Here is a 26,276-nt window from a genome sequence, read left to right as displayed (position 1 = left end):
GACTCACAGACCCAGTTCGCGGCCCAGCACCAGCCGCTGAATCTCGCTGGTCCCCTCGCCGATTTCCATCAGCTTCGCGTCCCGATAGAACCGCTGGGGCGCGTAGTCGGTGAGGTAGCCGTAGCCGCCCAGCACCTGCACCGCCGCCTCGCCGACCTCGCGGGCCGTCTCGCTGGCGTCGAGTTTCGCCAGCGAGGCGATGCGGGTCACGTCCCGCCCGTCGTCGTACATCGTCGCCGCCTTCTGGGTGAGCAGCCGGGAGCGCTCTATCTTGCGGTCCATCTCGACTATCTCGTCACGGACGGCGTCGAACGTCGAGATGGGGCGGCCGAACTGCTCGCGCTCGGTGGCGTACTCCCTGGCGGCCTCGAAGGCCCCCTGTGCCAGCCCGACCGACAGCGCCGCGATGGAGATGCGCCCGCCGTCGAGCGTCTGCTTGGTCTGTCTCCAGCCCTCGCCCTCCGCGCCCAGCAGGCGGTCGGCCGGGACCCGACAGCCGTCGAACTGGAGTTCGCAGGTCGGCGAGGCGTTCAGCCCCATCTTCTCCCACTCCTCCGTGACGGTCCAGCCGTCGTCCGCGGGCGAGACGACGAACGTCGAGATGCCGTCGTAGCCGGCGTCGGGGTCCGTGACCGCCTTGACCAGGACGGAGCCCGCGACGGAGGCGTTCGTGATGAACTGCTTGATGCCGTCGATGACGTACTCGTCGCCGTCCCGGACGGCCGTGGTGTCCATGTCGCTGGCGTCGCTGCCGCTGCCGGGTTCGGTCAGCGCCCAGGCGCCAAGGTGGTCGCCCGTCGCAAGCGGTTCGAGCCAGCGCTCGCGCTGGGCGTCCGTCCCGAACGCCTCGACGGGCTTGCTCCCCAGCGAGGTGTGTGCGGCAAAGGAGAGCCCGACCGCCCCGGAGACACGACCCAGTTCCTCACAGACCACGGCGTACATGAGCGTGTCCCCGCCAAGCCCGCCCCAGCGCTCGTCGACGGGGACGCCCATCATCTCAAGGTCCCCGAGACGGTCGAAAATCTCCGCGGGGAAGCGGCCCTCGTCCTCGATTTCCTGGGCGATGGGCTCGATTTCGTCCTCGCAGAACTCCCGCACGGCCGTCCGAACGTGGCGGTGTTCCGCCGGGAGCGTGAACTCCATACGCCGGGTATGTCCCCTGTCGACAAATACCATGTGGGACACAACATCTATCAGTCGGCCTCGCCTCTCTCCGCCGTGGCGTTCCGACGGCTCCTCCGCGGGACCGTCCCGTGGTCGCAACTTGAGGGTGTCAGCCGCGCGGTGCTGTCCCGCTACGGCGAGCGCGGCGGCCGCGTCCACTTCCTGGAGGCCGACAACTGGCTCTCGACGCCGATGGTCGTCGAGGACCGCTGGTTCGTGAAGGTCATCACCCCGCAGAACTCGCTGGTCCACGCCTTGCTGACGACGGGCCGGAACATCGGCGCGTTCTCCTCGGGGACGGCCGGCTTCTTCGAACACTTCGGGACGCCCTACGAGATGGCCGAACACGAACTGGCGGCGACCGACCGGATGCGCGAACTGGGCGTCAACGCCCCCGAACCCATCGAGGCCTTCGAGTACGAGGGGCTGGGTGTCATCGTCCTGGAGTACCTGCGAGAGTTCCGGACGCTGGACGAACTCCCCACGGAGGCGGTCCGCTGTCACGCCGACACCGTCTTCGACTACCTCCACCGGATGCACGAGGCCGGGCTGGCCCACGGCGACTTCCGCTCGGAGAACGTCCTGGTCGCAAACGGCGACCTGTACTTCATCGACGCCACCAGCGTCCGCGAGGCGGCCATCGCCGACGCCCGGGCCTACGACGTGGCCTGTGCCCTGGGCGCGCTTGAGCCGCTCGTCGGCGCCCACGCCGCCGTCGCGGCGGCGAGGGAGCACTACACGACCGAGGAGTTGCTGGCCGCCGAGGAGTTCCTCGACTTCGTCAACATCCGGCCGGACCACGACTTCGAGGCGGCGATTCTCCGGGGCGCTATCGAACGGGCTGCCGATTGAGCGCGGTGCTCGCGAACAGCGAGAACCGCGTCATGGCGAACGGTGAGCGACAGCGAGCCGTGAGCGGTCGCCGAGCGACCGGCTACTCCGCGTCGGCCGGGACGTCGAAGTCGTGGAAGTGCTCGCCCTCCTCCTTCGAGAGGATATCCAGCGCCGCGGCGCCGCCGTCGCCCGCGGAGATGACGGCCTGCCACTCCTGGTCCCGGACCATCGCGCCGGTGGCGTAGGCGTCCGAGACGCTGGTCTCCATCGAGAGGTCCACGTCGACGAGGTCGCCGTCGAAGTCACAGCCCAGCTCCTCGGCCAGCGAGCGGTCGGCACCGGTCGCGAGGACCAGGTACTGCGCCGTCGCGTCGCCGTCCCCGGTGGTGACGGCGAACCCGTCGCCGTCCTGTTCGATGCCGGTGACTTCGCTCTCGGTGATGTCGACGCCGAACTCCGCGACCTGCTCGCGGGCGTCCTCGACGAACTCGGTGCCGTCCTTCGAGTCGATGCCGAGGTAGTTGAACAGGTGAGCCTTGTGCATCCACGTCTCGTCCGTGTCGTAGACCACGGTGTCGAGGCCGTTCTTCGCCGTGAACAGTGCCGCGCTGAGGCCGGCGGGACCGCCGCCGACGACGATGACGTCCGTCATACAGTGGCTATTCACGCGCGACACTGAAATGCCTGTTCGAGGGGACAGAGTCGACGGGCCTGGGCGGGCCGCCGGGAGCCGTCAGGCCTCCAGTAGCTCCTTCGTCTTCCGGTGGCGAAAGCGGAACATCGGCTCCATGCCGACGAAGCCGAGCGGCCCGGCGAGTCGGCCGAGTTGCCCGCCGGGCAGTTCGTACTCCACGCGGTCGTGGACGATGGTCGCGAGGTCCCCCGCGGCGCGGAACTGATGGGTGTGTTCCCACTCCGGGAACGGCCCCTCCCGCATCACGTCCCGGAACATCGCCTCGTGGTCGCCTTCGTCGCGGGCGACGATTTCGGAGACCCACCGCTGGCGCGGGCCGACGCCGAAGGGCTGTATCGAGGAGACGACGGTCGAACCCGCCACCAGTTCCGCCGGGTCGCGCTCGCCGTCTGGCCCGTGGCTCTCCTCGACGCGGAGGTGCATCCAGTCGGGGGTCAGGGCCACGAGGCCGTCGGCGGTCGCGTGGAACTCCCACACGTCCGAAAGCGGCGCCGCCACGCGGACCTCGCGCTCGAAAACGGGCATGGTATTACGTTGGGGCGAGCGGAACAAAACTCCAGCGGTCGGCTAGGAGTAATCGAATCCTATGTTTTCGACGTGGTCCGGAACGAGAACAGCCAGAAAGCCCCGGCCTGCTACACTCGGGGGACTCGCTGCGCTCCTCATTCACTTCGCTCATTGCGGTGCTTGCATCGTCCGCCTTCGTGTAGCAGGCCGCCCCTTTCAGTCCCGCCCGCAGCTGGTTGGTCAAACAGCGATGGATGGGACTGAAAGGGGCGACTGGCTCCGGGAAGGCGGACGACGTAAGCACTGCAGGAACGACCGGAGGGAGTGACGAAGCGCGCAGCGAGCCCCCCGACCGGAGCCAGTCGGGGCTTTCTGGCTCTCAGAACTGGTTGCCGAATAATCGACTGTTATTGCTAGGGCCAGATACCGCCTTCCTCGGCCGCATCGACGACCCGCTCGATGGCGACGACGTACATCGCCGTCCGGAAGTTCGGCGCGTCGGTGCGCTCGTAGGTGTCGACGAGGGTTTCGAAGGCGTTCGTGATGATGGTCTCGAGTTCGTCGTTGACGCGCTCCTCGGACCAGTAGAACCGCTGGCGGTTCTGCACCCACTCGAAGTACGAGACGGTGACGCCGCCGGCGTTGGCGAGGATGTCGGGGAAGACGGCCACGTCGCGGTCGGTCAGCACGTCGTCGGCGCGGGGCGTGAGCGGCCCGTTCGCGGCCTCGACGATGACGTCGGCCTCGACGTTCTGGGCGATGGAGCGGTCGATGGCGTTCTCCAGGGCGGCGGGGACCAGCAGGTCCACGTCCATCGTCAGCAGGTCCTCGTTGGAGAACTCCTCGGTGGCGCCCTCGAAGCCGGCGAGCGACCCCGTCTCGCGTTTGTGGTCTTTCGCGGCGCGGGCGTCGAACCCGTCGGGGTTGTGGATGGCGCCCGAGGAGTCGGAGGCGGCGACGATGTTCGCGCCGAGGTCGTCGATGAGCTTCGCGGCGACGGAGCCGGCGTTGCCGTAGCCCTGGACGGCGACGGTGGCGCCGTCGATGTCCTTGCCCAGGTAGTCGAACGCCTCGCGCGTGGTGAGCATCACCGACCGGCCCGTCGCCTCGACCCGGCCCGCGCTCCCGCCCGATTCGGGCGCCTTCCCGGTGATGACGCCCGGCTCGGTCGTGTTCTCCAGTTTCTCGTAGGTGTCCTTTATCCAGTTCATCTCCCGCTGGCCGGTATTGACATCGGGTGCGGGAATGTCCTTGTCGACGCCGATGAAGGGACGCAGCTCTTTCGCGAACGACCGGGTGATACGCTCGATTTCGCTCGCGGAGTAGCGGCGCGGGTCGAGACGGATGCCCCCCTTGCCGCCGCCGTAGGGGATGCCGACGGCGGCACACTTGTACACCATCCAGCCCGAGAGGGCCTTGACCTCGTCGCGGGAGACCTGCGGGTGGTAGCGGATGCCGCCCTTGTAGGGGCCGCGGTCGCCGTTGAACTGCGAGCGGAAGGCGGTGAACACCTCGATGGAGCCGTCGTCCATCTCCACCGAGAGGCTCGTCTCCAGCACCCGCTCGGGGTGTTTCAGCCGCTCCAGCACGTCGGTCGGGTATTCGAGGTAGGCGGCGGCGTCGTCGATCTGCTCCTGCAGACTCTCGAACGGGTTCACCTCGTCAGACATACCCTAGGAGTGAGTGAGTGACGGCAAAAGGATACCGCCGCACATGGGCGCTTTTACCCCCGGAACGGCGGGCTCACCCGCCGTGGAACACGTCGTCGGGGCGGATACGCAGGACGACCCGCTCGCTCTGGATTGGCTGGGGATACTCGGCCTCACCCATGTAGCGCCCGGCGAGTTCGTCGATGTGGTCGCGGGCGCCCTCGGTCGTCACCGCGTCGACTTCGCCGGTGACCGAGAGGAACCGATAGGGGTCGTCCGGGTCGGTCATGCTGACCGACACCGTCGGGTCCCGGTCGACGTTCTTGGCCTTCCGGCGGTGGCGCTCCGTGTTGACGAGCAGGCGGTCGTCGTCGGCGTCGTAGTCGACCCACACCGGCGTGGTGTGGGGCCGCCCGTCGGGGAGCATCGTCGTCACGTGGGCGAACGTCGCCTTCTCGAAGAGGTCGTGGTACTGCTCTGGTATCGTCGCCATGTATCGGCCAACGCGACAGAGGTAGTTAGTTGTGGGGCGGGCTCACTCCCGGTCGACGCCGGCACGCTCCAGCACCCGCTCTGCCTGGCGTATCTGGGGCGCGTCTACCATCTCGCCGTCGACGACGAAGACGCCGCCGTCGGCCTCCTCGCGGGCGGAAAGCAGCCGCTCGGCCCACGCGACGCGGTCGGGCCCGGGCGTGAAGAGGTCGTTGATGACGGCCACCTGTCCGGGGTGGACGGCGAGTTTGCCGTCGTATCCCAGTTCGACGGCCCGCTCGGCCTCGGTGCGGAGGCCGGCGTCGTCGGTGTAGTTGGGGTAGTGGGTGTCGATTGGTACGACACCGGCCGCGCGCGCCGCGAGGACGACGTGCTGGCGAGCGTGTGCGAGTTCCCCGCCCTCGCTGGTGCGGGTCGCCCCGATGTCGCCGGCGAGGTCCTCCGCGCCGAAAACCAGCGCGTCGGTCGCGTCGTGGGCGGCGACGGCCTCGGCGTGGAGCACGCCCGCGGCGGACTCGACGAGCGCCAGTACCGGGCAGTCGACGCCAGCCTCGGAGAGCAGCGTCGCGAGCCCACTCACGTCCTCGGCCCCGCCGGTCTTCGGGAGCATGACAGAGTCCGGCACGGCCCCCGACAGGGCGACGGCCACGTCGTCGGCCGCGCCACGGCCCACCGGGTTCACGCGCACGCAGACCTCACAGTCGGCCGGTACCACGGCGGCCAGCGCCTCGCGGACGGTCTCGCGGGCCGCCGCCTTCGCGTCGGGGACCACGGCGTCTTCGAGGTCGAAGACGACCACGTCGGCGTCGAATCCCACCGCCTTCCGCAGTTTCTCGGCGTCGTCGCCGGGGGAAAACAGGATGCTTCGGCGGGCCATGGTCCCGGTTCGTCCCGGCCGGAGGTAAGTGATGTGCTCCCACACGGCTAAGGACCGCGGCGGCGTTGTCGCCGTATGGCCGGGCTGTACTACGAGGCGTTCACCGAGGGCGAGACCATCGAACACGACCGCCGACGGACGGTCAGCGAGAGCGACAACCAGCGCTTCTGTGACCTCACGATGAACCAGCAGCCCCTCCACCTGGACGCCGACTTCGCCGCCGAGACGACCTTCGGCGAGCGGGTGGTCAACGGGCTGTACACGATGTCGCTGGCCGTCGGGCTGACCATCCCCGACACCACCGACGGGACCATCGTCGCCAACCTCGCGTACGACGCGGTCGAACACCCCGCGCCCGTCTTCCACGGCGACACGCTCCGGGCGGAGACCACAGTACTGGACAAGCGGCCCACGAGCGACGGCGACCGGGGCGTCGTCACGATGCAAGTCGACGTCTACAACGGCGAGGACACCCTGGTCTGTGCGTTCGAGCGGACCGCGCTGGTCGAGCGCGCCGAGGCTTAGCGACGCGGCCTCAGTGACCCAGTAGCAGTGTCCCGTTGACGCAGACGGCGACGACCCACGGGAGAGCCACCCCGAGCGGAATCGTCGGCGCCTGGCGCTCGGGCACCAGTTCGCGGACGACCCCGGCCAGCCCTACGACCCCAACCTTGAGTGCGGCCAGCGCCGCGATGCCGAACGTCTCGATGAGGCGCCGGACGAGTGGGTTCCCCTCGCCGAGTCCGGCCTGGAGCCCGGTCTGTGTCAGGTAGACGTCCGCGAGCAGCGCCACCGCGACGACGACCCACAGCTCTCGCTCGACGCTCGCCAGCAAGTCGAGCGCTCGATTCCCCCACCGGTCGATGGTCCATCGACGGACCGGACGGTCAAGCAACCACATCGTATCCCCCAGACCACCCTATTGGTGTGTTCAGACCTTGTTAATTCAACATAACTGATTCAGAAATAAGTTCTTCGATTCCCCAGATAGCCCGACAACGACTTTCGACTGCGGGGCGTAGTCGGAGACGTGATTCCGCCACTCCGGCGCCGATGTCCGCAGTGTGGACACCGGGACTGGACGACCCGCTTCGAGGCAGTCCACGCCGACGGCACCCGCCTCGTCGTCTGTCCGGCCTGCGGGCACCAGTTCGCGCCCACCGACCAGCCCTGGCTCCAATGAGTCACGGGCCAAAACGTGTGTAATGCTAACAGCTAACACGTAGGGAATCCAACGGTAATGGGGTGGAGCGATGACTCTCCAGACAGTGCCCCGCTACCAGACCAGTCGGCCCACGGAGCGGGCCGACCGTGCGGTGGTCCTCGGCGCGGGCGTCGGCGGGCTGCTCTCGGCGCGGGTCCTGTCGGACCACTTCGAGCGTGTCACCGTCGTCGAGCGCGACCCGTTGCCGACCGACCCGACTCCGCGACCCAGCGTTCCACAGGGGCGACACCCGCACGTGCTCCTCGTCGCCGGCCGGGAGACGCTCGCTGACCTCTTTCCGGGCTTCGGGACGGAGCTCGTCCGGGCCGGCGGTGTGGTGACGGACTTCAACAGCGACGTGGGGTTCTACACCGGGGGTGACTACCTGGCCGACGGCCCCCGGCGAATCGAGACGGTCGGGGCGACCAGACCCCTCATCGAACTGCTGCTCCGCCAGCGGGTGACAGCCCTCGACGGCGTCGACATCCGTCCGAACACGCAGTTCGTCGACTACCGGTCCACGCCGGACCAGACGCGTGTTGAGGGGGTGCTCGTCCGCCGGGAGGGCGACGAGACCACCCTCGACGCGTCGCTCGTGGTCGACGCCACCGGGCGGACCAGTCGGACGCCGGAGTGGCTCGACACCCACGGCTACGCGCCGCCGGACCTGGAGGAGGTCTCCGTCGACCTCGCCTACAGCACGACCTACCTGGAGCGACCGGACAGGGACCACCGGACGTACATCGTCCCCCCGGACCCGCCCCGGACCCGCGGTGGGATGGCAGCCCCGGTGGAGGACAACCGCTGGGTGGTGAACGTGAACGGCCTGCACGGGGACCACCCGCCGACGGAGACTGAGGAGCTCGTGTCCTTCCTGGAGAGCCTGCCAGTGCCGGAACTGGCAGCCCTCGCGGCCGACCACGACTGGACCGGCGACGTCGACTACTACCCGTTCCCTTCGAGCCGCCGCTACCGGTACGAGTCGCTCGACCGGTTCCCCGATGGCCTCGTGGTGCTGGGCGACGCCATCGCCAGCTACAACCCGCTGTACGGCCAGGGGATGTCCGTCGCGGCGCTGGAGGCGCTCGCGCTCCACCACGCGCTCGCGGCGGCGGGCGACCCAGAGAGCCTCGCGCCGCGCTACTTCGACCGCGCGACGGCCGTCGCCGACGTGGCCTGGCGGCTGGCGGTGGGCAACGACTTCGGGTTCGAGGCGACGACCGGGCCGCGACCGACCGGCACCGCGCTCGTCGGGCGCTACCTCTCCCGGCTCGTCGACCGCGCACACACCGACCCGGTGGTGGCGGCGGCGTTCGTCCGCGTGATGACCCTCGAAGAACCCCCGAGCCGACTGTTCCGGCCGGGCGTCCTCCGCCGGGTACTCGGTCCCCGACGGTGACAGCGGCCCGGGGCTACAGAATCGTCCCGTGTTTCTTCTCGGGACGGTCCTTCTCGACGGTCTCGTACAGCTCGAAACGGGCCGCGAGCTCGGCCCGCAGGTCCCCCGGCGGGACGATTTCGTCGATGACGACCTCGCTCGCCATCCGGTGGGCGTCGATGTCCTCGCGGTACTGCTCCCGTAACTCCCGCTCGCGCTCGGCCCGTTCCTCGGGGTCGTCGATGGCGTCGAGCTTGTTGGCGTAGACGGCGTTGATGGCCGCCTCGGGCCCCATGATGGCTATCTCGCCGCTGGGCAGGGCCAGCGTGGCCTCCGGGTCGTAGGCCGGGCCGGACATGGCGTAGATGCCCGCGCCGTAGGCCTTCCGGACCACCACGCACTGCTTTGGAACCGTCGCCTCGCTCGTGGCGTATATCATCTTCTTGCCCGCCTCGAGGATGCCCTCCTTCTCGACGCCCGAGCCGGCCATGAAGCCCGGCGTGTCACAGAGATACAGCAGCGGGACGTTGAACGCATCGCACTTCCAGACGAACTCTGCGGCCTTGCGGGCCGAGTCAGGGAAGATAGCGCCCGCGCGGTGGGCGGGCTGGTTCGCGACCACGCCGACCGACCGCCCGTCGATGCGGGCGAAGCCGGTGAGTATCTCTCTCCCGTACTCGGGCTGGAGTTCGAAGAAGGAGCCCCCGTCGACGACGCGCTCGACGACCCGGTGCATGTCGTATCCCTTGTTCGGTTCCTGGGGAATCACGCCGTCGAGGCCCGACGGCGATTTCGTCGGCTCGACGGGGTCGGCGCTCGGTGGCGTCTCGTCGCAGTTGTCGGGGAGATAGCGGATAAGCTGGGCGACGAGGTCTCTCGCGTGTTCTTCGTCGTCCGCAACGAGGTCGGCGCTCCCGGAGTGGCGCGCGTGGACGTCGGGGCCGCCGAGTTCGTCCAGTTCGATGTCCTCGCCGGTGACCATCTCGACCATCCGCGGCGAGGCGATAGCCAGCGCGCTCATTCCCCGGACCATCACGGTGAAATCGGAGAAGACGGGGGTGTAGGCCGCGCCGGCGATACAGGGACCGTAGAGGACGCAAATCTGGGGGACGACGCCCGAGATGCGGGAGTGGTTGAAGTAGAACTTCCCGATGCCCTCGCGGTTGGCGAAGAAGCCCCGCTGCTGGTCGATGCGCCCGCCCGAGGAGTCGACGAGATACAGCGCCGGTCGCCCGGTCTTCAGGGCCCGCTCCTGGAGGCGGATGAACTTCTCGACGCCGTGTTTCGCCACCGAGCCGGCCTTCACGGTGAAGTCGTTGGCCCCGACGTGCAGTTGCCGCCCGTCGAGCGTGCCAGCGCCGGTGACGAGCCCGTCGGCCGGGAGCCGCGTCTCGGGGTCGTACTCGTCGACGTCCGGACTCGCCCCGTGCCAGCCGTCGAAGTTCGCAAAGCGGCCGTCCTCGAACTCCAGCCCGCCCTCGCCGAACCACAGTTCGAGTCGGTCCCGGACGAACAGCTTCCCCTGGTCGGCGAGGCGCTCGCGGTACTTCTCCGGGCCGCCACGTTCGATGTCGGTTATCTCCTCGCGGAGGCGACGCTCCCGGTCGGTCGGGCCGGGGTCGGTCGCGGCGGCGTCCGCATCGCCGCCGTCGGCCCCGTCCGTCTCGGCCACCTCCCGGACCAGCGTCGGCTCGTCGCCGTCACCGACGTACACCTCGACGGTCTCGCCGACGTGTTCGGCCACGGCCGCGGCGATGGCAGCGGCCTCGTCCCGGCTGGCCGCCGCGGCGATACGCACCTTCATACCACACCACACGGCCCGAGGGGTGATACGGGTTGTCGTCGTGACGGCCCGGGACGTGGTGGCCGAGGCCGGGGCTGTCGGAGCTAATCGACGCCGTGCGTCGACAGGTGTCGTCCCGTCCGACGTGATTATCATCGGCTGTAATGGTGCCGGGTCATTGATGGTCGACGCCGGGCAACTGGCGTGTATGCGAGGGGTCACAGATGAGTTTATGACGGGTAGCTGTCGGTTCCGTGCCGGTCGCTGGCTCCTCGTGACCCTCTCACTGGTGGCGGTGCTGCTCGCCGTGACCGGCCCGGCGACGGCGACCGAAACGCAGGCGCTCGGGGAGAACGACACCGAGGCACCCACGTGGGAGACGGCGACGAAGGCGGCGCCGACGCAGATCGAGTTGACGTTCACCGACAACAGCACCATCGACCGCGGGAGTATCGCGGCGGGCGATTTCACCGTCAGCGCCGGGAACATCTCCAACCTCTCGGTCGAGCCGGCCGACGGGGGACTGACCGTGACGCTGCTGCTGGAAGACCGCCTGAACGTCGACACCGTCACCGTCGGGTTCGCATCGAACGGCGCCATCGCCGACGCGGAGGACAACGAACTGACGAGTGGCTCCAAGACCGTGACCGGGATGGACACGCTCGTCCCCGAATTCGAGCGGTTCGCGCTGACACGCGTCGACGCCGACACGGTCGCGGTGCGCGTGGCGGCGAACGAACCCCTGACCGAACTGGCCGTCGCGGTCACCGGACCGGCGACCGACCGACTCACGAGGGCGAACTTCACTGCCGTCGACGGGTCGAACACGACGTTCGAGACCCGTTACACCGTCCCCGAGTACGGCGCCTACAGCTTCGTCTGGGAGCGCGCCGTCGACCGCTCGGGCAACCCGCGGGTGATGTCGCGGATGCGGCAGTTCCGCTACGAGGACTCGGCGCCGGAGGTCGTCGTCGACGGGCCCGAGGTGACGACGGTCGAGACGACGGTGAACTTCAGCGCCGCCGAGACGGTCGACGAGGACGGTATCGACAGCTACCGCTGGCGAATCGACGGCGCCACGGTGCTGTCCGGGCCATCCATCCGGGTGGCCTTCGCGGCCGCCGGCCGCCACGACATCACGCTGGAAGTGACCGACAGCGAGGGCCACACGGCGGTCGAGACGAGACAGATTCGGGTCCGGAAGACCGCGGACAGTCCGGTCACCGTCACGCCGCTGAACGCCACACGCGCCAACGCCACCGTCAGGGGGACCGGACTCGTCCAGCAGGTCCGCGCCGAGAACGGCAGCCTCGTCCGAACCGACACCGTCGCCCTGGACCGGGTCAGCGCCGCGTTCCCGGTGAACACGTCCGTCTCGCTCCGATTCCAGGCCACAGACGCGTCCCCGGCCGCCTTCGACGGCCAGTCGTTCGGGCTGTTCCACGTCGACCACGCGACCCCCGCCGACCGCGCGAGCGTCAGGTTCAGCGTCGACAGGGCGGCCCTGAACCGCACCGGCGTGGCGCCCGGCGCGGTCGTCCTGTACCGGGACGCCGACGGCTGGACGCCGCTGCCCACGTCGGTCGTCAGCCGGACGGACGACCGGGTGGCCTACCAGGCCACGGCCCCGGGGCTCTCGCAGTTCGCCGTAGGAACCGAACCGGCGAGCGCGACGGCCTCGTCCGGGTCGGCCGAACCGCCCGGCGACGGGGAGACCGACACCGAAGAATCGTCGGATACCGACGTACTGACGACCGCGGAGTCGGACGGCACCGAGTCGCCGTCCCAGTCGAGCGACGGGACGGCCTCTGGCTCCCAGCCCGCGCCCCGGCCCGACATCACCGTGACGAACGTGACGGTCGACGAGACGGCGCCGAGCGTGGGCGAGACCGTTCTGGTGAGCGTGACCGCAACTAATCGGGGGACGGCGAACGGGACGTATCCGTTCAGCGTCCGCCTCAACGACAGCAGTATCGCCACCTACGAGATAGCTGTTCCGGCGGGAACGACACGGACGCGAAGCTACGAGCAGAATCTCACGGCCGAGGGGGAACTGTCGGTGGCGGGGACGGCAGTCGCGAACGTGAGCGCGTCGAGTGGCGGGTCGCTGCTGCCCGGTTCTATCACTGGAACGGTCGCGGGCCTGCCGAACCCGCTGGCGCTGTGGCCCAGCGGTATCGTCGGCACGGTGCTGGGCGCGTTCGTCGGGCTCGTCGTGGTCGTCTACGGCGTCCTGAAGGCACTGGCGATATATCTCGGCTACTGAAAACGCGGCCGTGCTACCGCTCGACGGCGCACTCGATGCGGTCGATGAGTTCGTCGTTCCCCAGGTACAGCGGGGTTCGCTCGTGAATCTCGTCGGGTTCGGCGTCGAGCAGCGAGCCCTCGCCGTTCGAGGAGCGGCCGCCGGCCGACTCGACGATATAGGCCATCGGGTGGCCCTCGAACTGGAGGCGGAGCTTGCCCTCCGGCCGGGACTGAAGCGCGGGGTAGGCGAAGACGCCGCCGTAGGTCAGTACCTGGTTGATGTCGGCGACCATCGCCCCGCCGTAGCGCAGTTTGAGCTCCTCGCGAATCTCCTCGGCGACCGGCTCGAACTCGTCGGTCCAGGATTCGACGCCGCCGCCGAAGCCGAAGACGGTGGGCTCGTCGGGGAGCGTCACGTCGTTGTCGACGAGGCGCTTCTCGCCATCGTCGAGCAGGTACTCGCGGACGCGACCGTCGCGGGCCACCAGCATCGAGGTGACCGGGCCGTAGACGACGAAGCCCGACGCGACGAGGTTCCGCCCGCTAGTCGGCGGGCGCTCGGTGTACACCGAGAAGATGGTGCCCATCCCGCTGTTGGGTTCGAGGTTCGAGGAGCCATCGAGCGGGTCGAGAGCGACGTGGAGTCGGCCGGTCGAGGTGGTCACGTCCGCGCGCTCCTCGCTGGCGTAGCTTGCCACGCCGTCGATGGCGAGCAGGCGCTGCTCGAATATCTCGTCCGCTCGCAGGTCCGCGGCCAGTTGCTCGTCGCCGGTCGGGTTCACCGAGTCGCTATGGCCCCGCTCCGTGAAGATTGCCGTCCGGACGTCGGACGTGGTTTCCGCGATGGTGTCGATGACCTGTGCGACCGTGGCGTCGGCGTTCGTTGCCGAGGCGTCGAGTGATTCGCTCATTGCTGGAGTTAGTGGAACGTCGGGCAGTGGTCCGAGGGGTTCGTCGTGTGTTCGTTCAGGCGCCCGGCATAAGTATCTTTAGACTGACACTTACTACGATGTGAGTAAAAGTCTCGATTCCCACGCCATCTGTGGATTATACCACGTTATATATTCTCACCCCACAGATTAGTCAGAAGTCGTATGGTTTTCTCGGCGGCGGCACGCTTACGCACGGTCCGTCCGTACACGGTCCATGGAACTCGACGATATCGACACCGTCGGCGTCGTCGGCGCGGGGACGATGGGCAGCGGCATCGCACAAGTGGCGTCTGTCGCGGGCTATCGTGTCGTGATGCGCGACGTCGAACAGCGGTTCGTCGACAGCGGCTTCGACGCTATCGAGTCGAGCCTCGACCGCGTCGTCGACCGCGGCGCCGTCGACCGGGCGACGGCCGACGACGCCCGCGAGCGCATCGAGGGGACGACCGACCTCGACGCGCTCGCCGGGGCCGACCTCGTGGTCGAGGCCGTCACCGAGGACCTCGATATCAAGCAGTCGGTCTTCGCCACCCTCGCCGAGACCTGCAGTTCCGACGCCGTCCTCGCGACCAACACCAGCACGCTCTCGATTACGAGCATCGCGAGCGCCGTCGACCGCCCGGAGCGGGTCGTCGGCCTGCACTTCATGAATCCGGTGCCGGTGATGGCCGGGGTCGAGGTGGTCGTCGGCGAACACACGAGCGAGGCGACGGTCGACCTGGCCCACGCGTTCGCCGCCGACCTGGACAAGGAGACCTGGGAGGCCGACGACAGGCCCGGCTTCGTCGTCAACCGCGTCCTCATGCCCTGGATTAACGAGGGTATCCGGGCCTACGACGAGGGCGTCGCCGAGAAGGGCGACGTGGACCGCGGCCTGCGACTGGGAACGAACGTCCCGATGGGGCCGCTGGAACTGGCCGACCATATCGGGCTGGACGTGGTGCTCGACGCCAGCGAGACCCTCCACGACGAACTGGGCGACCGGTACAGACCGGCGTACCTGCTCAAGCGGAAAGTCGAGGCGGGCGACCTGGGCAAGAAGACCGGCGTCGGCTTCTACGAGTACGACTGACTTCGGCCCCGTCGGACCGCACTCAGCCCTCGCCGAGGCTCTCGCACATCCACTCGAACTGCTCGCGGAGTCGGGCCTCCCCGGCGTCGGTCAGGGAGTACTTGTCGGCGATGCCGTCGGTCCGCTGGCTGACGAACCCGCCGTCGACCATCGCCTCCAGCGCCCCGTAGAAGCTCTTCGGGTCGATTCGCGTGTCGTAGCGGGATTCGAGCCGCGTCTTGAGCCGCTGGCCGGCCAGTTCGCCGTCCTCGGCCGCCGCCAGCAGGACACAGATGTCGCGTCGTCGGCCGCTCTGGAGCCACTTCGCCATGGGAGCTACGAGGAGCGGCCCCGTCTCGGTCCTTTCGACTCACGCCGACCGGCAGCGATACGTCCCCAGTCGCTCCCGTTCGACCGTCTCGGGGCCGTCGAGGGCGGTCCGCTCGGTCGCGAGCCACAGCGCCACGGCGCGCATCCCGCTGTCGTGGGTCCGGTTCCAGCGCGCACAGAGGGACTGCGCCAGCGACTCGCGCAGCCGCGGGTCGCGCCGGGCGTCGGCGAAGAACTTCCGCCACCGCTCGTTCCCGTGGACGGCCGCGACCTCCGGCGGCCGCGACGCGTCGAACGGCGCGCCGGTGACGGCGTCGACGCGCTCGCCCGAGGTGAGGGTGGCCGGCGCCTGTAGCCACCAGGTCGCAAGCGGCGGCGACGGCGCGAACATGTCCCAGGAGCGCTCGCGGACCTGCTCGGGCGTGCCCGCCGGCGCGGCGACCAGTCCGAGTCCGATTGCGTTGACGACCACCAGCGCGGCCAGACAGAGGGCGGCGACGCCCCGAGCGCCGCTCGCGAGGGCCGGGACGCGCTCGGCCAGCGGGGTCCTGGGAACCTCGGGCACGTGCCGGGGCAGGGCCGCCCGGGCCTCCAGGCGGTCCCAGAACCGTCCCGGGAGCAAGGGGACCAGTCCGGCGAGCGACACCAGCGGGAAGACGCCCAGTTGCATCGTCACCAGCATCCCGGCGTGCATCGCGGCGAACAGCCCGACGAACGCCGCCCGGGCGCGACCGGTCAGCCCGACCAGCAGCGGCGAGCAGACCAGCAGGGCGAGCCAGCCCCAGGCCGCGAGTCGCAGGGCGGGTGTCCAGCCGGCGACGACGTCCCCGAGGAAGACGGTGAAGTGGTCGAGCTGGAAGGCGTAGCGGACCGCGTCGCCCCGCAGCCAGACGTCGGCCCGGAGCTTCACGACCGCGTTCGTGGCGTAGACGACGACCACCTGCGCGAGCAGCCCCGCGGTGGCGAACCCGACCACGCTGTCGGTAGTATCGGCGCCAGTGTCCCCACCGGCATCGACCGCCCAGTGGCTCCCCAGCGGGAGGAAGGCCCCCCAGAACAGCAGGCGGCGCAACAGCACGTCCCCGCTGTTGAGCACGAGCGGGTTGCGCAACTGGACGGAGACGAGCAAGAGCAGCGAGACGACGGCGGCAAGGCGGGTCCGGTAGCCGACAAGCAGCGCGACGGCGGCGAGGGCGGCCAGCGCGAACAGGCAGAACTGGAACCACAGGCCCCCCGAAAGGGCGTGTAGCGAGACGGCGGCGTAACTCGGGTAGAGCGTGGCGAGTACCGACCGCGGGAGCACGCCGGCGTCGGTGTAGAAGGCCCCGGCGTCGGGGACGCGTCGCGCGATGTCGACGAGCACGACCAGCGCGAGGGCGACGCGGAACGCCGCGAGCGCCCGGCGGTCGATAGCCAGGCGACGGGCGAGGGCGAAACGCAGGCCGTCGGCGCGGTCGGTCACGTACCGGAGCCACAGCGGTCGCGGACATAAGTCTTCCATCGCGGACCGAGGGCTTCGAGCGGTTCAGTCCCAATTGGACCGAAGCGAGGGCCGACGCCATCAGTGGGCGACGGGGAACCCGGGGCGGCCGACGACGTGGGAGCGCAGGCCCGACTCGGCGTCGGCTATTGCCGCGACCGATACGTGTTATCCGTCCGTCGTTCAGTATTCATGCACGTCCCTCTCTGTACCGAACAACAGCGGTATTGTCATCTCATATAAACGTTTGTTATACACAGACGATACCGGTAACCTGCATGGTCGATATGAATCGGCGCGCGCTGCTTTCAAGTACGGTCGCGGCGGCACTCGGTGCCAGTGTCGTCGGCGTGGCAAGCGGGGACGTTTCGGAGAGCGACACGCCGGGTGCACCGAGCGTCGTGGGGTCACTCAAGCGGTTCTCGACGACGGCGTTCGGCGCGGAGGTCACCGGGCCGTTCGTCTTCGCCGACGGGTCACTCCTCTACAGCCTCCAGCATCCCGAAGAAGACAACGAAGAGCCGTTCGACACGGCCGGAGTCGGCTACTTCAGCGGCTTCCAGTTCGAACTCGACGGCGACAACGACGACTTCGAGGAACTCTCCGTCCCCGAAACGGACGCCGAGCAACGGCGGGTCCGGGCGGCCGAAGGCGAGTACGTCCTCTTCGCGAACGGCCGGGACAGTATCAACGGCGGAACCGAACGCCTCGGTGTCGCCCAGACGCCCGACGGCACCGACATCACGATGTCGAACTTCGAGGGGACGCAGTACGGCGCGGCCGGGACCAACCCGGACTGTAACCAGTTCGTCCCGACGAACGAGGACGGCACGGCGGGGTATCTCTTCACCAGCTGGGAGAACAGCCCGGGGAATATCTCTCGGATTCCGCTCAGTCGGACCGCAGACGGCGAGTGGGAGGCGGACCTCGAGAACGCCAGCAACCTCGCCAACACCGACGCGTTCCGGGATGTCGGTGGCACGCGTATCAACTGCTACGGTGACCTGAGCCCGTGGGGGACGATGATCTCCTCCGAGGAGAACTACGCTCATCCGCGCGTCTCGCTGACCGCGACGGTCGGCGACATCGTCGAAGCTGGCACCGGCGAGGGCGTCGTCGGCGCCTGTCAGTTCTGGAACCGGCCGAACCCGACAGGCATCACGGACGCGCTGGGCGAGTACTACGACGAGTCGTGGTATCCGCAGGGGGCCTTCGCGCTCTCCGGTATCGAGTTCCTCGCGTACTATCTGGGCGCCGAGTCGGTCGACCAGGGCGACGGCGAGAACGCGACGGTACCAATCGGCGACGTGTACCCCAACCCCTGCCGCTACGGCTACCACGTCGACATCCGCGACCCGGCCGCGGAGACGCCCAAGCCCGTGAAGTACTACGTCATGGGCAGGGCCGCCTGGGAGGCCCCCAACGTCCAGGCCAACGAGAAGACGGTGTATGGCTGCTCCGACGGCGACAGCAAGGGCATCTACAAGTTCGAGGCCGACCGGCCGCTGTCGAGCTATCGGGACCCGATGGACATCGAGGGGACCCTGTACGCGCCCGAGATTACAGACGAGGCCGCCGGTGATGGCGAGGCACGTGACTCCCCCGCCCAGACCCCGCTGTCGGTCGAGTGGCTGGAACTCGGCACGGCGACGAACGCCGAGGTCGAGTCCTGGATAGCCGAGTACGACGACGTGACGCAGGTCGACTACCTGGAGGCTCACGCCGAGACCGACTGGGAGGACGACCTCGACGCGGCGCTGGCCGAAGCCGACCGGGCGGTCGTCGAAGGCGGGAACCAGAACTACGTCACGAACGAGGAAATCGTCGCCTGGGCCGACCAGTACGAGGCGAACGGGCCGGACGGCGTCGACGAGGACCTCCGACGGGTCCCGTTCCTGGAGACGCGAGCGGCCGCCAAGGAAATCGGCGCGTCCATCGAGTTCAACAAGGCCGAGGGCGTCGACAGCGTCGACGGCGCGGGACCGGGCGACTACGTCTACTTCGGCATCTCCGAGTTCAACGACGCGCTGGCCGACGACGAGGGCGATATCCAGTTGGACCGCGTCGACGGCGGCGTCGTCTACCGCGCGGAACTCGGCCCGCAGTACGACGTCTCGCTGCTCGAACCGGTCATCGTCGGCCCGGACTTCACTGACCCGCCGGCGGACGCCGACGATGCGCTCCGCAACGTCGACAACGTCTACGTGATGGACGACGGCCGGGTGCTGTGCTGTGAGGACGGCTTCGGCGGACCGGCCCGTTCGTACCCCAACGACGGCCTCTACGTCTACGAACCGCCGGCCGACGAGGGGGCCCAAAACGGCGTGGGCGAGACGGCGAGCGCGACCGGTGGTCGCGGAAACGGGAAGGGCCGAGCCAGCGGAAAGGGCCGCGGCAACGGCAACTGACCGAGCCCCGACCGACATCGAGCGACACTACCAACACATGTCACAGACGGGCACCCCGACGACGGACGGCGACACCGAGCAGTTGTATCGAGCGCACCCCTGCGGAGTCCGTATCCACGAGGTGCCGGGGCGAGACGGCGACGGTACCCGGTACCGGTTCGACGCCCCCGACCACTGCGGACGGACGTTCGACGATGCCGAGACGGCGATACTGTACGCCGACGTCTACTTCGACGTGAACGGGTTCGAGGAGGCGGGCACCGGCGAGCGAGGCGTCCCGCCGACCATCATCCAGGCGGGCCGTGATACGCTGGTCGCGTACTTCCTCACCCAGCCGAACGTCGACGTCTACTGGGCGGCGTCGTTCTACGGCGAGAAGCCGGAGAAGATAGAGCGCTACGCCGCGAGAGTCCGCAAGCGGGCGGAGCGTATCAGGGCCGGCATCCGGGAGCGCGGGCTGGACTGACCGGTTTCGCGAGCGACCCGACCGGAGGAAAGCAGTCGAATCCACCGCGGACCGACAGCTTTCAAGCGGCTCAGTCCCAACGCCAGCCAATGACAGCGACCGAAGCGACGGGCAACGGCATCACGGCCCGGTACAGGGAGACCGAGGCGGAGCGACTGCTCACCTTCGAGGGCGAGACTGGCACCGCCGCCATCGCCCAGAACGTCGAGGGGTACGCGATGCTGAAGGTTCGGCCGACCGCCGACGGGGACGAACTCGAACGCTACTACGGGTTCGACATGGCGCTGGACCACGCCGCCGAACTGCTGGGCACGTCGCCCAGTGCCCTCCCGGTGCCCGAGGCGGCCGACGACATGGGGATGTGACTGGGAGGGTCCCGACTCTCGGCCACGGACGGGGCAAGAGTCAAACCCGATGACGTGGTAGCCGTTGGCATGAGCGTAGAGCAGCAGGCGGAGCGCACCATCCGCTGTCTGGTCGCGAAGGTCGGCCTGGACGGCCACGACAGGGGGGCCCACGTCATCGCCCGCGCGCTGCGGGACGCGGGGTTCGAGGTCATCTACTCCGGGCTCCACCGCTCGCCCGACGAAGTCGTCCAGGCCGCCGTCCAGGAGGACGTCGACGTGGTCGGCATCTCCATCCTCTCGGGGGCTCACAAGACGCTGGTCCCGAAGATTCTCGACGGGCTCCGGGAGTACGACGCCTTCGACGACCGTCTGATTCTGGTCGGCGGTATCGTCCCCGACGACGACCAGGACGAACTGCGCGAGCAGGGCGTCGACGAGATATTCGGTCCCGGGGCGTCGATGCAGGAGATGATAGGCTACATCCGCGAGCAGGCCCCCGAGCGATGAGCGACCTCGTCGAGGGGTTGCTCGCCGGGAGCCACAGCGCGCTGGCCCGGGTCATCACGAAGATAGAGAACCGGTCGCCGGGCTACCGCGAGGTCGTCTCCGCGCTGCACGAACACACCGGCCACGCGGAGGTCATCGGCGTCACCGGGAGTCCGGGCGCGGGCAAGTCGACGCTGGTGGACAAGGTCGCCGCCGAGTACCGCGAGCGGGGCAAAACCGTCGGCGTCATCGCCATCGACCCCTCGTCGCCGTACTCGGGCGGCGCCGTGCTGGGCGACCGCATCCGGATGGCCTCGAACGCCGGCGACATGGATGTGTTCTTCCGCTCGATGTCCGCCCGCGGCTCGCTGGGCGGGCTCTCGACCGCGACGACGGACGCCGTCACCGCGCTCGACGCCTTCGGGAAGGACTACGTCGTCGTCGAGACGGTCGGCGCCGGGCAAAACGAGGTCGACATCGTCCGGACCGCCGACACCGTGGCCGTGCTCGTCCCACCGGGCAGCGGGGACGACGTGCAGATGCTGAAAGCCGGCATCCTCGAAATCGGCGACGTGTTCGTCGTCAACAAGGCCGACCTCGACGGGGCCGACAGAACCGTCCAGCAGCTTCGAGAGATGCTTCAGGGGCGGGGAACGGCGGGCCACCACGGCGCGTCCGGGGCCGAGATGGCCGACGCGACGCCCGAGCCGCCGGGAAGCGACGCCGGGACCGAGACGTGGGACCCGCCCATCGTCGAGACGGTCGCCAACCGGGGCGAGGGGGTCGACGACTTCCTCGCTGCGCTGGCCGACCACGGGGCGTATCTCGACCGGACCGGCCGACGCGAGCAGCAGGCCCGCGACCGCTTCGCCGCCGAGATTCGGACGCTGCTGCGCGAGGACGCCAACCGACTGGTGGCGGGTGAACTCGACCGACAGGGCGGCATCGAGGGGGCCGTCGACGCGGTGATGGCCAGACAGACGGACCCCTACACCGTCGTCGACGAGGTGCTTGCGCCCCTGCGGGAGTGTCTCGACGAGCGCGGTTAGGTCGTCTCGACTGTCATCCCGCGAATCTCGAACCTGGCGCCGCCGTCCGCGCTGGTCCGCACGTCGATGTCCCAGTCGTGTGCCTGGGCTATCTCAGTGACGATAGAGAGGCCCAGCCCGGTCCCCGCCTCCGCGGTCGAGTAGCCCGATTCGAGGACGCGCTCACGGTCCGTCTCGGGGATGCCGACGCCGTCGTCGGCGACGTAGAACCCGCCGCCGCCGTCGAGAACGCCGACGCGGACCGTGACGGCGTCGCCGCCGTGTTCGACCGCGTTTCGGAACAGGTTCTCAAGTAGCTGTGTGAGACGCGTTTCGTCCGCGAGAAAGGACCCGTCCTGCTCGATAGTCATCGACGCCGTCTCGGCGGTGACGCTCGCCCAGGCGTCGGTGGTCACTGCCGACAGGCGGACCCGTTCGCGCTCGTCTATCGACTGGCCCTGTCGTGCCAGCGTCAGCACGTCGTCGATGAGCGTCTCCATTCGGTCGTGGGCGCGGGCGACCGCCCGGAGGTGTTCGTCTTCGTCGTCCGCCGCGGCTCGTAGGTAATCGACCCGTCCGCGCGCGACTGTCAGCGGATTCCGGAGGTCGTGGCTCACCATGCTGGCGAACTGTTCGAGTCGCTCGTTCTGGCGCTCCAGTTCGCGACGATACTCCTCGCGTTCGGTCACGTCGGTGAGCGTGATAGCGGTCCCGAGACGGCTCCGGTCGGTGGAGAACGACTGGACCGCGAGCTGGTAGTACCGCGCGCCGTCGGCCGTGTCGACCCCGTAGACGGCGTCCCGGTCAGCGCCGTCTACGTAGTCGCCGATACCGGGTAGAAACTCCTCGATTGGCGACCCGACGTCTATGCCCGGAAACAGCCCGGCCGCTCGCGGGTTGAAGTCCCGGACGTGATGCTGGTCGTCGAGCACGACGACCGGGTCGTCCCGGTCGCCGGCCAACTGGACCGTGCGGAAGTCGTCGAGAAAGAGGAACAGGACGCCCAGGGCGAAGGCGGCGACGCCCAGCGGTTCGTAGGTGATATCCAGCAACAGCGGACTCACCTCGCCGAAAACGTCCAGCACGACCGGGAGGCCGGTCACGCCGACCAGCGCGAACAGCGGCCGCGTGTCGTGGCCGACACGCAGGAACAGTTCGAACAGCATGAAATAGCCCACCATCGCCAGCGCGTAGGCCAACCCCATCGCGACCCAGTGCAGCGGCTGTGAGCTGATGGAGACGTACGGAAACGGCTGTGTCACCACCTCCGGTCGGAAGTACGCCCGGTGGAACGGGTTGGTGACCTTCACGAGCGAGAGCGCCACGAAGACGCCGATTGCGGCCCGACGGAGGCCGACAGACCGGTGGAGGCTACGGCCGGTAAACGCCGAGCAGAAGTACAGCCACGGACCGACCGTGCTGAGGCCCACGAACAGACCCACGTGGTAGAACACGAGTTTGAGTTCGACCGTCGGGGCCACGAGAAAGCCCAGATGGGCCAGCGACCAGCTCCCGCTGGTGACCAGCAGACCGACCAGCCCGTTCCGGACCTCCTCGTCGTCGAGTCGGCGAGCGCTGAGGACGCTACCGAAGCAGGCGGCAGCGGTGAGCGTAAACACGAACAGATATGCCAGGTAGAGCGGTGAGAGAGAGGGCGCTGGCATAACGTTCGAGAGTGGTTTATAAATAGCGCCTTGTTTTATAAAAGGTTTGATATAGAAGTGAGGGGCGCGGCTTCGTGTTGCGATGCGCGACCTGCAGTCTGTCCAGGGTGGACGGCGGCTCGCCGACGCCTGGCGACCCTACGTATAAACAGGTCCGGGGTCTTACAGGTAGGTATGAAACTCCGCAATGCACTCGGCGCCGCAGTCGGGACGGTCGGCACGCTATCGCTCGCGAACCGGCTCCTCCAGTCGCGTGCCGGCGAGTTCGAACCCTTCCTCCGGGGGGACCGGGGGACCTATCGCTGGCGGGGGTTCGACGTGGCCTACACCGAGGCCGGCGACCCCGGCGACCCCGACCTCGTCCTGTTGCACGGCATCAACGCCGCCGCCTCGAACCACGAGTTCCACGCCGTCTTCGACCACCTGGCCGAGGAGTACCACGTCCTCGCGCCGGACCTGCCCGGCTTCGGCCACACCGACCGGCCGCCGCTGCTGTACTCGGCGTCGCTCATGACGACGTTCGTGCGTGACTTCCTCGCCGACGAGAGCGAGGACGCGACGGTCGTCGCCTCCTCGCTGACGGGCGCCTACGCGGCGATGGCAGCCCGCGAGGTCGACGTGGCGGAGCTCGTCCTCGTCTGTCCGACGGACTCCTCGATGGGCGGACGGTCCGTGCCGCGCCGCTCGCTCGTCCGCGCGCCCGTCGTCGGCCAGGCCATCTACAACCTCATCGGCTCGAAGGCCTCTATTCGACACTTCCACGCCGACCACGGCTACTACGACACGGACAACCTCACCGACGAGGTGGTCGACTACGAGTGGACCAGCGCCCACCAGCCCGGCGCCCGGTTCGCGCCCGCGTCGTTCATCTCCGGTTTCCTCGACCCCGAGGAGGACTTGGGCGACGTGCTCGCGGCCCTCGACGTGCCGATAACCCTGGTCTGGGGGGAGGACGCCGACATCACGCCGCTGGCCGACGGGCGAGTGCTGGCCGACGAGGCCGACGCGACGCTCGTGGTCTTTGGCGACTCCTTGCTGCTCCCCCACGTCGAACACCCCGGGGAGTTCGTCGACGTGGTGCGGGGCGAGACTGTGACGGTGGACGTCGAATAGGACTGCCACGGCGCGTGTTCTACCACGCGGCACACGCGGCGCTCGACGAACCGGCTGAGACAGCGGCTACTAGCGCGGCCGGAAGACTACGGCGCGCTCGCCGGTGGTCTCGCGCTCGCCGACCTCGAGGCCGACCGCGTCGCCCATCGACACGTCCTTGGGGTCGACGCCCCGGACGAGTCCGGTAATCGAGACCGGGCCGAAGTCCGCGATGGCGGTGACGTAGGGGGCGTCGTCCTCGAACTGGGGCGTGGCGACGGTGATGGTGGTGTGGGTCGCTATCTCGCCGCTGTCGGGCAGCGGTTCCTCGTGGAGGTCGCGGGAGCCACAGTCGGGACAGACGCGCCGTGGCGGGAGCCAGCCGTGGCCCTCGCTACACTCGACGTAGTACGGTTCGCCGGCCTCGATACCGTCGAGCCAGTCGTCGTACTCGCCGTTGAGCGGCGTCTCGGTCATTCTGCCACCTCCAGGACGTGGACGGTGGTAGAGGCGACGGTGCCGCCGGCGTTGTGGGCGACGCCGACCGTCCCGTCGGGGACGGCGTCGGCGCGTGGATGGGTCCCCTCCAGCAGCCACGCGATGGTGGCTAGCTGGGCGACGCCGGTCGCGCCGACGGGGTGGCCCTTGGCTTTCAGGCCGCCCGAGAGGTTGACGGGCATCTCGCCGTGGCGGGTCGTCGTCCCCTCGGTCGCGGCGTGGATGCCCTCGCCCACGTCGAACAGCCCCAGGGACTCGATGGCGAGCACTTCGGCGATGGTGAAGCAGTCGTGGACCTCGGCCACGTCCACGTCCTCGGCGGTGATACCGGCGTCGGCGTAGGCCTCCTCGGCGGCCTTGTCGGCCGCAGGGGTCCGGGCGAGGTGGGGGCGGTCCTGCAGGGCGAGGTTGTCGCCGCCCTGGCCCGTGCCGGTGACGGCGACCGGCGCGTCGAGGCCGTGTTCGTCGGCGTACGCCTCGGTCGTCAGGACGGCGGCCGCCGCGCCGTCGGTGATGGGACAGGAGTCGTACAGGCCAAGCGGCGCGGCGATGGTCGGCGCCTCCGTCGCGTCTTCGAGGGTTATCTCCTTCCGTATCTGTGCGTGGTCGTTGACGAGGGCGTGTTCGTGGTTCTTGACCGCCACGTGGGCGAGGTCCTCGTGGGAACCGCCGAACTCGTCGAAGTAGGCCCGCGCCATCAGCGCGTAGGCTCCGGGGAAGGTCATCCCAGCGCGAATCTCGTAGAGGTCGTCCGCGGCGATGGCTAACGCGTCCGTCGCCGCCGCGGTGCCGATGTTGGTCATCCGCTCGGCGCCGCCGACGACCACGACCTCGCTCTCCCCGTTGCGCAGCGTCTTCACCGCCTCCCGCACTGCGGTCCCGGCGGAGGCGCAGGCGGCTTCCAACCGCGTCGCGGGCGCGTCGACGCCGATGGCCTCGGCCATCAGCGGTCCCTGGTGGCCCTGGTGTTCGGCGAGTTCGCCCATGAAGTTCCCGTAGTACAGTGCGTCGACGTCGTCGGGGTCGACGCCAGACTGGTCCAGCGCTTCCAGTCCAGCGTCGGCAAAGAGGTCCCGGCCGGTCCGCTCGGGGTGCTTCCCGAACTTTGTGACGCCGGCCCCGGCGATACGTGGGTCTGTCATTACCTCGGGGTGCGGTCCGAGTACTTAAATTCTTGCCGCCTGTGTGAGTTTTTGCCACGAATTTCCGCCGGAAAAACCGCAAGACAGCGCCACTTTGGTCGGAAATTCTATATTTACCCAGGAAGGTTTGAGTTCCTTCGTAGGATATGCCTTCAGTCGACTATCTCCGCGATGCGCCGCGGTTCGCCCGACAGCGACGGGTCGGGTTCGACTATCTGGAGCACCTCGTGGTCGGTCACGTCGGGGTAGGACTTCTGGGTGGCGTCCTCGATGAGAGATTTCTCCAGCCTGAACTCCGTACCGTCGTAGACGACGTCGACACCCTGCTCGTCGAACGAGAGAACGGTCATGCGCGTGGGTAAGCGATGTGCGTGTAAAAACGTACTCGCTCGCGGCGGATTCGCTACTCGGTCCCACGGGAACGGGCGCAATCGGCAACCGGCCCGTGACCGCTCGTCAGACGTTCGTCAGACGCCCGTCGTGCGCGCCCTCAGGCTTTAAGACGGTCGAAACGCGTATTGGG

General features: G+C 68.6%; 27 protein-coding genes. 12 read left to right on the top strand and 15 right to left on the bottom strand.

Features of this window, described 5'->3' with window-relative positions; translation table 11 throughout:
• Positions 1–3: 3 nt before the first annotated feature.
• The gene (locus NDI86_RS05860) at positions 4–1,143 is read right to left on the bottom strand and encodes an acyl-CoA dehydrogenase family protein (RefSeq protein ID WP_310899470.1); all 1,140 of its coding nucleotides are present in this window, start codon (positions 1,141–1,143) and stop codon (positions 4–6) included.
• 75 nt (positions 1,144–1,218) lie between these two features.
• Between NDI86_RS05860 and NDI86_RS05855 the strand changes: the two genes are divergently transcribed.
• Complete coding sequence (locus NDI86_RS05855; RefSeq protein WP_310899469.1) at positions 1,219–2,016, top strand: RIO1 family regulatory kinase/ATPase domain-containing protein; 798 nt, start codon at positions 1,219–1,221, stop codon at positions 2,014–2,016.
• Between the two features lie 82 nt (positions 2,017–2,098).
• Here NDI86_RS05855 and NDI86_RS05850 read toward each other — a convergent pair whose 3' ends face one another.
• From NDI86_RS05850 to NDI86_RS05830, 5 genes are all read right to left on the bottom strand, one after another.
• A complete protein-coding gene (locus NDI86_RS05850; protein ID WP_310899467.1) occupies positions 2,099–2,650 on the bottom strand; it encodes an NAD(P)/FAD-dependent oxidoreductase in 552 nt (183 codons plus the stop codon).
• A gap of 81 nt (positions 2,651–2,731) precedes the next feature.
• Complete coding sequence (locus tag NDI86_RS05845; protein WP_310899466.1) at positions 2,732–3,217, bottom strand: SRPBCC family protein; 486 nt, start codon at positions 3,215–3,217, stop codon at positions 2,732–2,734.
• 395 nt (positions 3,218–3,612) lie between these two features.
• Positions 3,613–4,869 carry a Glu/Leu/Phe/Val family dehydrogenase gene (locus NDI86_RS05840; protein WP_310899465.1) on the bottom strand — a complete coding sequence of 419 codons (1,257 nt, stop codon included), beginning with the start codon at positions 4,867–4,869 and terminating at the stop codon, positions 3,613–3,615.
• Between the two features lie 73 nt (positions 4,870–4,942).
• A complete protein-coding gene (locus NDI86_RS05835) occupies positions 4,943–5,341 on the bottom strand; it encodes a PPOX class F420-dependent oxidoreductase (RefSeq protein WP_310899464.1) in 399 nt (132 codons plus the stop codon).
• A 42-nt stretch (positions 5,342–5,383) separates the two neighbouring features.
• On the bottom strand, positions 5,384–6,217 hold the full coding sequence (locus tag NDI86_RS05830) for an HpcH/HpaI aldolase/citrate lyase family protein (RefSeq protein WP_310899463.1): 834 nt from the start codon (positions 6,215–6,217) through the stop codon (positions 5,384–5,386).
• A 75-nt stretch (positions 6,218–6,292) separates the two neighbouring features.
• On the opposite strand from NDI86_RS05830, the gene NDI86_RS05825 reads away from it, so the two are divergent.
• Positions 6,293–6,742 (top strand): MaoC family dehydratase, encoded by a 450-nt coding sequence (locus NDI86_RS05825; RefSeq protein WP_310899462.1) that lies wholly within the window; start codon positions 6,293–6,295, stop codon positions 6,740–6,742.
• A gap of 10 nt (positions 6,743–6,752) precedes the next feature.
• On the opposite strand, the gene NDI86_RS05820 is transcribed toward NDI86_RS05825, so the two are convergent.
• Positions 6,753–7,118, bottom strand: coding sequence for a DUF5658 family protein (locus tag NDI86_RS05820; protein ID WP_310899461.1), 366 nt, complete (start codon positions 7,116–7,118; stop codon positions 6,753–6,755).
• A gap of 129 nt (positions 7,119–7,247) precedes the next feature.
• On the opposite strand from NDI86_RS05820, the gene NDI86_RS05815 reads away from it, so the two are divergent.
• Both NDI86_RS05815 and NDI86_RS05810 read left to right on the top strand, forming a co-directional pair.
• Complete coding sequence (locus NDI86_RS05815; protein WP_310899460.1) at positions 7,248–7,400, top strand: hypothetical protein; 153 nt, start codon at positions 7,248–7,250, stop codon at positions 7,398–7,400.
• A 70-nt stretch (positions 7,401–7,470) separates the two neighbouring features.
• Positions 7,471–8,820 (top strand): FAD-dependent oxidoreductase, encoded by a 1,350-nt coding sequence (locus tag NDI86_RS05810; RefSeq protein ID WP_310899459.1) that lies wholly within the window; start codon positions 7,471–7,473, stop codon positions 8,818–8,820.
• 13 nt (positions 8,821–8,833) lie between these two features.
• Here NDI86_RS05810 and NDI86_RS05805 read toward each other — a convergent pair whose 3' ends face one another.
• Complete coding sequence (locus tag NDI86_RS05805; RefSeq protein WP_310899458.1) at positions 8,834–10,603, bottom strand: acyl-CoA carboxylase subunit beta; 1,770 nt, start codon at positions 10,601–10,603, stop codon at positions 8,834–8,836.
• Positions 10,604–10,763: 160 nt separating this feature from the next.
• Between NDI86_RS05805 and NDI86_RS05800 the strand changes: the two genes are divergently transcribed.
• Positions 10,764–12,848 (top strand): PKD domain-containing protein, encoded by a 2,085-nt coding sequence (locus tag NDI86_RS05800; protein WP_310899457.1) that lies wholly within the window; start codon positions 10,764–10,766, stop codon positions 12,846–12,848.
• A gap of 13 nt (positions 12,849–12,861) precedes the next feature.
• Here the strand turns inward: NDI86_RS05800 and NDI86_RS05795 are convergent, their stop codons facing one another.
• Positions 12,862–13,740: a class 1 fructose-bisphosphatase gene (locus NDI86_RS05795; protein WP_310899456.1), complete on the bottom strand. Its 879-nt coding sequence runs from the start codon at positions 13,738–13,740 to the stop codon at positions 12,862–12,864.
• 235 nt (positions 13,741–13,975) lie between these two features.
• On the opposite strand from NDI86_RS05795, the gene NDI86_RS05790 reads away from it, so the two are divergent.
• Positions 13,976–14,833: a 3-hydroxyacyl-CoA dehydrogenase family protein gene (locus NDI86_RS05790; protein ID WP_310899455.1), complete on the top strand. Its 858-nt coding sequence runs from the start codon at positions 13,976–13,978 to the stop codon at positions 14,831–14,833.
• A 22-nt stretch (positions 14,834–14,855) separates the two neighbouring features.
• On the opposite strand, the gene NDI86_RS05785 is transcribed toward NDI86_RS05790, so the two are convergent.
• Positions 14,856–15,143, bottom strand: a complete 288-nt coding sequence (locus NDI86_RS05785) for a PadR family transcriptional regulator (RefSeq protein ID WP_310899454.1) — start codon at positions 15,141–15,143, stop codon at positions 14,856–14,858.
• A 39-nt stretch (positions 15,144–15,182) separates the two neighbouring features.
• Positions 15,183–16,604, bottom strand: coding sequence for an HTTM domain-containing protein (locus tag NDI86_RS05780; protein WP_310899453.1), 1,422 nt, complete (start codon positions 16,602–16,604; stop codon positions 15,183–15,185).
• Between the two features lie 296 nt (positions 16,605–16,900).
• Here NDI86_RS05780 and NDI86_RS05775 point away from each other — a divergent pair, with 296 nt between their 5' ends.
• The 5 genes from NDI86_RS05775 (at position 16,901) to meaB (ending at position 21,378) form a co-directional block, all read left to right on the top strand.
• Positions 16,901–19,030: an alkaline phosphatase PhoX gene (locus NDI86_RS05775; protein ID WP_310899452.1), complete on the top strand. Its 2,130-nt coding sequence runs from the start codon at positions 16,901–16,903 to the stop codon at positions 19,028–19,030.
• A 37-nt stretch (positions 19,031–19,067) separates the two neighbouring features.
• Positions 19,068–19,496 carry a hypothetical protein gene (locus tag NDI86_RS05770; RefSeq protein ID WP_310899451.1) on the top strand — a complete coding sequence of 143 codons (429 nt, stop codon included), beginning with the start codon at positions 19,068–19,070 and terminating at the stop codon, positions 19,494–19,496.
• A gap of 89 nt (positions 19,497–19,585) precedes the next feature.
• A complete protein-coding gene (locus tag NDI86_RS05765) occupies positions 19,586–19,861 on the top strand; it encodes a DUF7111 family protein (protein WP_310899450.1) in 276 nt (91 codons plus the stop codon).
• 69 nt (positions 19,862–19,930) lie between these two features.
• Entirely contained in the window at positions 19,931–20,350 is a 420-nt protein-coding gene (locus tag NDI86_RS05760) for a cobalamin B12-binding domain-containing protein (RefSeq protein WP_310899449.1), read from the top strand.
• On the top strand, positions 20,347–21,378 hold the full coding sequence (gene meaB / locus NDI86_RS05755; RefSeq protein WP_310899448.1) for a methylmalonyl Co-A mutase-associated GTPase MeaB: 1,032 nt from the start codon (positions 20,347–20,349) through the stop codon (positions 21,376–21,378). The genes NDI86_RS05760 and meaB overlap by 4 nt, the downstream gene beginning before the upstream one ends.
• On the opposite strand, the gene NDI86_RS05750 is transcribed toward meaB, so the two are convergent.
• Complete coding sequence (locus tag NDI86_RS05750) at positions 21,375–23,021, bottom strand: ATP-binding protein (RefSeq protein ID WP_310899447.1); 1,647 nt, start codon at positions 23,019–23,021, stop codon at positions 21,375–21,377. The genes meaB and NDI86_RS05750 overlap by 4 nt on opposite strands.
• Positions 23,022–23,195: 174 nt before the next feature.
• Between NDI86_RS05750 and NDI86_RS05745 the strand changes: the two genes are divergently transcribed.
• A complete protein-coding gene (locus tag NDI86_RS05745; RefSeq protein WP_310899446.1) occupies positions 23,196–24,134 on the top strand; it encodes an alpha/beta fold hydrolase in 939 nt (312 codons plus the stop codon).
• A 69-nt stretch (positions 24,135–24,203) separates the two neighbouring features.
• Here NDI86_RS05745 and NDI86_RS05740 read toward each other — a convergent pair whose 3' ends face one another.
• From NDI86_RS05740 to NDI86_RS05730, 3 genes are all read right to left on the bottom strand, one after another.
• Positions 24,204–24,590, bottom strand: a complete 387-nt coding sequence (locus NDI86_RS05740; protein WP_310899445.1) for a Zn-ribbon domain-containing OB-fold protein — start codon at positions 24,588–24,590, stop codon at positions 24,204–24,206.
• Positions 24,587–25,753: a thiolase C-terminal domain-containing protein gene (locus tag NDI86_RS05735; RefSeq protein WP_310899444.1), complete on the bottom strand. Its 1,167-nt coding sequence runs from the start codon at positions 25,751–25,753 to the stop codon at positions 24,587–24,589. The genes NDI86_RS05740 and NDI86_RS05735 overlap by 4 nt, the downstream gene beginning before the upstream one ends.
• A gap of 152 nt (positions 25,754–25,905) precedes the next feature.
• Positions 25,906–26,103, bottom strand: a complete 198-nt coding sequence (locus NDI86_RS05730) for a DUF5800 family protein (protein ID WP_220587133.1) — start codon at positions 26,101–26,103, stop codon at positions 25,906–25,908.
• Positions 26,104–26,276: the final 173 nt, after the last annotated feature.

The organism is Haloarcula onubensis (assembly GCF_031624605.1).
Taxonomy (GTDB): Archaea; Halobacteriota; Halobacteria; order Halobacteriales; family Haloarculaceae; genus Haloarcula; species Haloarcula onubensis.
This window is presented reverse-complemented; position numbering and strand designations above follow the sequence as displayed.